Raw genomic sequence first — 6,368 nt, forward strand, 5'->3', positions numbered from 1 at the left:
AGAATAGCAGGCTGAGTTTGCCCACCTGCCAGGGTTCCCGTTGCCGTAACCCAATCGAGGTTTAACAGCACAATTGCACCACCGAGCAAAACGAGTGTGGCAACCAGCGTAATTATCGCGCCGATAAGGAGGAGTAAAACACCATTATTCGCCACAGCATCTACAAAGTGTCCGCCGGACTTGATACCCACTGCACTGAAGAATAGGACAAGTCCGAACTCGCGGAATGTCGCGCTGATTTCAGCGGGTAAGTCCCAAACAATGGGGCCGGTTCTGCCACGCCATCCTAGGACAAGCGCCGCCAGCAGGGGGCCGCCTGCAAGGCCAAGACTTAGCCTCAAATGACCTGGAAGTTCAAAGGTGATACTACCAAGCAACACACCGATGAGAATTCCCAGCGAGAGGGAGAGATAGTCGGTTTCTCTCAAGGCACGCAACGAGTCGCCCAAATATTTGGTTAAGCCGGGTATGTTGTCCGTCCTAGCCACTACGCGCAAGCGATCGCCTCGTTCCAGTACCGTGTTATCCGTTGGCACAAAGTCCACATCCCCACGGCGGATGCGGGTCACAACGGCGTGCCACTTCTCTTCAATCCCGCTTTCAATGAGTTTGCGACCGACTAGCTGTTTGTTGGTGAGCAAAATTCGGCGGTAATCGACTTGGTCGCGTCGAGATTCAGGGCCGGGTTGTAGCACCACTTCTACACCGTCGATCGCCATTGCTTTAGCTACTTTTTCTCCCGTACCGACAATGCGAATAATATCCCCAACTTCCAGCAGTGTGTCTGGTGTTGCCACGCTCACGTTCTCGGCGTGCTGCACCCGGCTGAGTTTGACACCCAGCTTTGCCAGAGGCGAGTCGTGAATGGTAACTCCAGCCAATTCCGGTGAGATAATTTTAAGATTTCGGGCTACAGGGGGTTCGGTATCTTCTCCAGTTTCTTGTTCAGCACGCTTCGTTTCTTTTTTGATATTCACATGCCTTAAGAAGGCCACAAGTTCAGCGATCGCAATGGGAATAATCACCGCCAGTGGATAGGCAACAGAATAGCCGATCGTCAGGAACACACTTTCCGGCTTTCCCCTGAGCATTTCAGTGGCAGCCGCTAATGCAGGCGTGTTCGTCAGTCCGCCGCAGAACAACCCAACTGCGATCGCAGGATTAACACCCAACACTTTCACCGCAAGCTGCGCCATTGTCGCGGCACTGAGTACCGCTACCAGTGCCACCAGAGCAAGCGCTAGTCCGCGCCGCTTCAGAATTCTAAAAAATGCAGGCCCCGCATCAAGTCCAATGGTATAGACAAACAGGAGCAGTCCGAGCTGGGAAATAATTTCAGGGAGACGGAATGACTCTTTACCCCACGCACCCAGCGCAATACCGACGAATAGCACCGACGCCATGCCCAAGCCAATACCTCTGACCCGAAATTTGCTCAAGAGATACCCTGAGCCGATGGTTAAGAACAGAAGCATGATGGGCTGATGCGCGAGGAATTCCCGAAGTGCTTCAAACATAAATAGAGTTACCCAGATGTGCTAAAGCTAGGATGAGCATGGCTCACCCTACTATCATGCTTAGCGGGAATGTCACTGACTTAAGAATTTCTTTACTTCACCAACAAACCCTTGTGCAGGGGGTCTCTAGGTAGGCACTCCGTCCCCCAGCGGGGGGTTTGGGGGGCATCGGGGCCCCCTCTGGGGTTGGGGGGAAGACCCCCCAATCTGGGTTTTTCCAAGAAATGATCGCTTTTCTCTTAATTCAGTGCCATTCCGCTTAGCGGAATTAGCTGAAATGCTGCAATTCAATTATCGGGAAACAGAGATTCTGATTCAGTTGAAGGCGTAGGTAGCGTTGGGCTGACTGAACTGTTACTTCCGCATGTCTGAGCATGAGGAAGACTTTTGATACCAACCACTGCTGTTTGATAAAGGCGGCTAAATTCCCGCTCATAGTGTGCAGCAACCGTTGAGTTGTTGATCGCAATCAATGTTTCATCGTTCGAGTAGTTTCCCGAATTCGACCAGTTATGACTTCCTGCGATCGCTACTTTCCCATCCAAAATCGCCATCTTACTGTGTACTCCGCGATCGCCGGCTGGGGCGATAGGGTATCCGACTGTAGTGATAGGTTGCTGCCAAGGCTTCACTTGGATTTTGCTCTTTCTCCTGCCCGGCCTAGGACACACGCCCATTGCATCATAAGCTTTGGAATATTGCTGTCCATAAAAATCTCGATCTATCAAGACTTTAATGTCTTCTACTCCGTGATTATGTACCTCGCCTAAAGTATCGCTAATCGTCTGGTCTGAATAAACAAATACCGCAATATGCACGCTTGATGACGCCTGTTCAACGAAGTGAGCAATCATTCCGTTGCTAGTTTTTTCGATTTCTTGCTTTTTCTTAGCGGGTGAAAAGTTGAATGTAATCGTTCCTTGTCCCACGGGGATTGTAATAGGAGGTCTGTAAGGTTTGTGAGATTTGAACAATCCCTGCCACATATAGTTGAATTCATCAGTAAACCCTTCCGCCAATTCTAGATTGTTACCAATAACAACCATATTGTTAGGGTTTCCCCGACTTTCCCAACTATTAAAATCTCCATGCATATCTGAGGTTGTGAAATTTCCACTGGAGATGATAGTCGTTTTCCCATCGATCACGAGAAATTTATGATGCATGAGCCCACTTCCTTTCGTGGCACCGTCAGAAGTATCATCTTTTATCTCGATGCCACTCTCACGAAGCATAGCCAAAGCATCAGCCGGGTATCGCTTTAACTCTTCAAAAGCCAATTGATCATGCTTATTCATTTTGGCAATTTCTTCCGGTGTGTAGTCAGCTAGAGTTTTGTTGTACTTATTATCAATCAGCAATCTGACTTTGACCCCAGTTGAGTGTTTAGCGATCAATGCTTCAGCCAGTTGGGGAAGTCTGAATTCCATAACAGCGACATCTACAGTAGATTGAGCCTGATTAATCGCCTCAATCATCTGTTGCTCCAGATTGTCGCCTTGCCGGATAAAGTGCCGATATGGGTCTTTGTACTTCGAGGCTTGATTATGGTTGAAATAAACTTTTACAGCAGGGTCTTGGGGCAGAGGTTTGATTAATTCTGACTTGGATGCTGGTCTAAGAGTATTAACCAGCACAAACCCAAAGATAAGACATAGAGCAAACAATACGACTCGTCTGGTTCTCAGATATTGGCGATACAGGGAAGTAATAGGCTCTAGGATAAATTTCATGCTGATTTAGCGGTGATGCGTCTAAGTTTCAAACTGGGTTGAATACTTATTGGTGTTGTCTCTCAGTATTTCTGGCAATAGATAGGAGAACAATGTGGATATTGCGGAATATCGCCAGGGGAGAGCCGCTAATCTCAGTAATTACACGGCAAAGCGAGCTAAGTAATCAGCGGGTATAGCTGTCGCCATAAAGGTTAGGACAGAGTTAACGGCTGAAACGACCACGTAGCAGTAATAAACCTAAAAGCCTTCTGCCCTCTACCTTTTGCCTTTTGCTATACCTGTCAATATGACGAACTCCAAATGCAATTGATCGGCGCGACAGCTTACTAGCCGAAGTAGGAGAAAGCTTTTACCGCATTGAAAGCATAACCAGAGAACAAAGGTCTATTGCAGCGCATACTGCTTACTGGATGAGAGGTTGAGCGTTGCTGCTGGGAACGATTTGTGGTAAGGGTACGAAATCAACACATAAATGATGCAGAACATCTTGTTTGTTACAAAAATTTATAGTAGCTATCTATTAGCTCTATCTTCAACCGTTGTGCATACTCTGCGGCTCAAACTGGGGAGACGTTAAACCCCTGAAGGCGGTGGTAAAGTCACTCCAGGAGCGACTATCGGTATTTTCGAGAATCACTCGGATGAAATGAGTATGGCCTGTTTTCCTATAAGAATAGTCAACAGATTGTCACTGTTGAACTAACATAAATTTCAAGCGGACTTCTGTTCGCCTCTTATTTATTAAATTAATTTGAGGAATTGCTCACACCGTAGCAGCATTGCGACGTTGTGGGGCGAGACCCCCTATAACGTTATATGTCAAGAAGAAAAAAGACCTTTGCGTGTGGCCATAAGGGGTATGGTCAATCCTGCCACCGATGTGAGCAACAGCATAGAGTACGGGAAGAAAAAAGACAACAAAAACAGGAGTGGGAATCCACCTTTGCCGAAGATCCAATCGATTTAAAAAATCTTCCGGCTCATGTGGTGGTTAAAGCCCGTATGATTATTGCTGGCCTCCAGAGTCGCAATAATTATAGAGAGTATGGGGGAAAGCGGCTCCGCCACAACCGTTGGATTATTAGTATTCCCGTTACCCGGAACTACCGAATGATCTGCCATGACCAGGGTAGTCTGTTGGTTCCCCATGCTGTCTTGTCTCACGAAGATTACAACGTCGATAAACCAGGCTGTTAGCTATTTATGCGGTAGTTACGACAAGCACAAGCATCGGCTTTACAGACAAACATTAATCTTCATATAAGCACAATAATCTTAAGGGGTGGCATCAAGACTATATCCTGGGAGAATAGAGAGCCCATTGGCTGAAAGACCATGCAAATTTATCTAGACTACAGCGCCACAACACCGCCGCGTCCAGAAGTGATTGCTGCCATGCAGGATGTCCTCACCCAACAGTGGGGCAATCCTTCCAGCTTGCATGAGTGGGGGCAACGCGCCGCAACCGCTGTGGAGCAAGCGAGAATGCAGGTGGCTGGGCTGATTCATGCACCCGCAGAGTCGATTATTTTCACCTCTGGGGGTACTGAGGCGAATAACCTGGCAATTATGGGGGTAGCTAGAGCATACAGAAAACCGCAGCACATGATTATTTCCAGTGTTGAGCATTCGGCGGTGGCAGAACCGGTGGGATTGCTGGAACAGTGGGGTTGGGAAGTGACACAGTTGCCTGTGGACACATACGGACGAGTGAACCCCAGAGATTTGGAAGATGCCTTACAACCAAATACCGTTTTGGTTTCCATCATCTATGGTCAAAGTGAAGTCGGAACCTTACAACCGATTCATACCCTCGGTCATATTGCTCACCAAAAGGGTGTCCTGTTTCACACGGATGCGGTTCAGGTGGCTGGACGCTTAGCGATCAATGTCAAGGAACTGCCGGTGGATTTATTATCCATGTCGAGCCATAAGATTTATGGCCCTCAAGGGGCTGGGGCGCTGTATATTCGCCGTGGCGTCGAGTTAGTGCCGATGATGTTGGGTGGGGGACAAGAATTGCAACTGCGATCGGGTACGCAAGCTGTCCCGATGATTGCGGGTTTTGGTGTTGCTGCCGAACTCGCGTCGGCGGAAATGGCAACGGAAACCCATAGGTTAATGGGATTGCGCGATCGCCTTTTTGACCAATTGAGTGACACCCCCAACCTGATACCCACGGGTTCCCGACTTCACCGCTTACCTCATCATGTCAGCTTTGCGATCATCGGTGATGGGAAAACCGTGACCGGCAAAACCCTAGTGCGCCAGCTTAACTTGGCTGGAATTGGCATTAGTTCCGGTTCTGCTTGTCACAGTGGCAAACTCAGCCCCAGTCCTATCCTCAAGGCAATGGGCTACAGTGACGCCGTTGCTCTGGGAAGTATCCGCCTCACCTTAGGGCGAGATACGACGGAAGCTGATGCGGACTGGACAGCAATGGTGCTTAAGCAAGTGTTAGCAAGACTCATGCCAGAACTAGCTTGTGCTAGGTGTTAGAATCCATCGGTTGGGAATGGGGAATAGAATAAATTAGTTGTTAGTGACTAGAGCATGATTGGTTTAATCGCTAACAACTAAAAATTTCTGATAATTACCAATTATATCGAGTCCGTTAATATCGTTTTTTAACGCAGAGTTCACAGAGGGTTTCGCAGAGAATCGCAGAGGTTTTCAAGCAAAATTTCAGTAAATTACGATGCAAACGGAAATGATATTACCCATTACCCATTACCCATTACTTCTCACTCAAAGCTTCTACCCCTTCCCAGTCCTCTGGAACGCCATACTTTTGACATTTCTCACAGCGTTTGACGTAAAGCATTGCAACTTTATCTTGAGGATTGATTTGTAAAATCTCTTTAAATCTTTGTTGGGCTTGAGCGAATTGTTGCTGGAAATACAGAAAAACTGCTTGTTCAAAGCTACTCTTCGTTTGCGTCTTTAACTCCAAAAGCGATTCTTCATCCCCGTCGTAGATTTCAAAGACGGCTACAGGCTTCTGTTTCCCCTTAACCCTAACTCGATCTACAAACCGATAGCTATAGTTTTGTGGCTCATCAAGATAACAAAGAGTTTGCAGGCTAATCAAAATTCCGGCTCCATAAAGCTTGGT

The 6,368-nt window shown here is 47.6% G+C and carries 4 protein-coding genes and 1 pseudogene; 2 read left to right on the plus strand and 3 right to left on the minus strand.

The features are described from left to right. Window positions 1-1,517 (minus strand): aspartate:alanine exchanger family transporter (locus V6C93_RS33615; RefSeq protein WP_333481040.1); only part of this gene is annotated, 1,517 nt, incomplete at its 3' end. Window positions 1,518-1,804: 287 nt separating this feature from the next. Beyond that, window positions 1,805-3,250: a phosphatidylserine/phosphatidylglycerophosphate/cardiolipin synthase family protein gene (locus V6C93_RS33620; RefSeq protein ID WP_333481041.1), complete on the minus strand. Its 1,446-nt coding sequence runs from the start codon at window positions 3,248-3,250 to the stop codon at window positions 1,805-1,807. Window positions 3,251-4,069: 819 nt separating this feature from the next. Between V6C93_RS33620 and V6C93_RS33625 the strand changes: the two genes are divergently transcribed. Together V6C93_RS33625 and V6C93_RS33630 are read left to right on the plus strand one after the other, a co-directional pair. Then, on the plus strand, window positions 4,070-4,450 hold the full coding sequence (locus V6C93_RS33625) for a DUF7682 family zinc-binding protein (RefSeq protein ID WP_333481042.1): 381 nt from the start codon (window positions 4,070-4,072) through the stop codon (window positions 4,448-4,450). Between the two features lie 138 nt (window positions 4,451-4,588). Continuing rightward, a complete protein-coding gene (locus V6C93_RS33630; protein WP_333481043.1) occupies window positions 4,589-5,752 on the plus strand; it encodes a cysteine desulfurase family protein in 1,164 nt (387 codons plus the stop codon). A gap of 238 nt (window positions 5,753-5,990) precedes the next feature. On the opposite strand, the pseudogene V6C93_RS33635 reads toward V6C93_RS33630, so the two are convergent. Then, window positions 5,991-6,368: pseudogene (locus V6C93_RS33635) on the minus strand (guanylate cyclase); the annotation flags it as partial.

It is taken from the genome of Allocoleopsis sp., from assembly GCF_036703385.1.
Taxonomy (GTDB): domain Bacteria; phylum Cyanobacteriota; class Cyanobacteriia; order Cyanobacteriales; family Coleofasciculaceae; genus Allocoleopsis.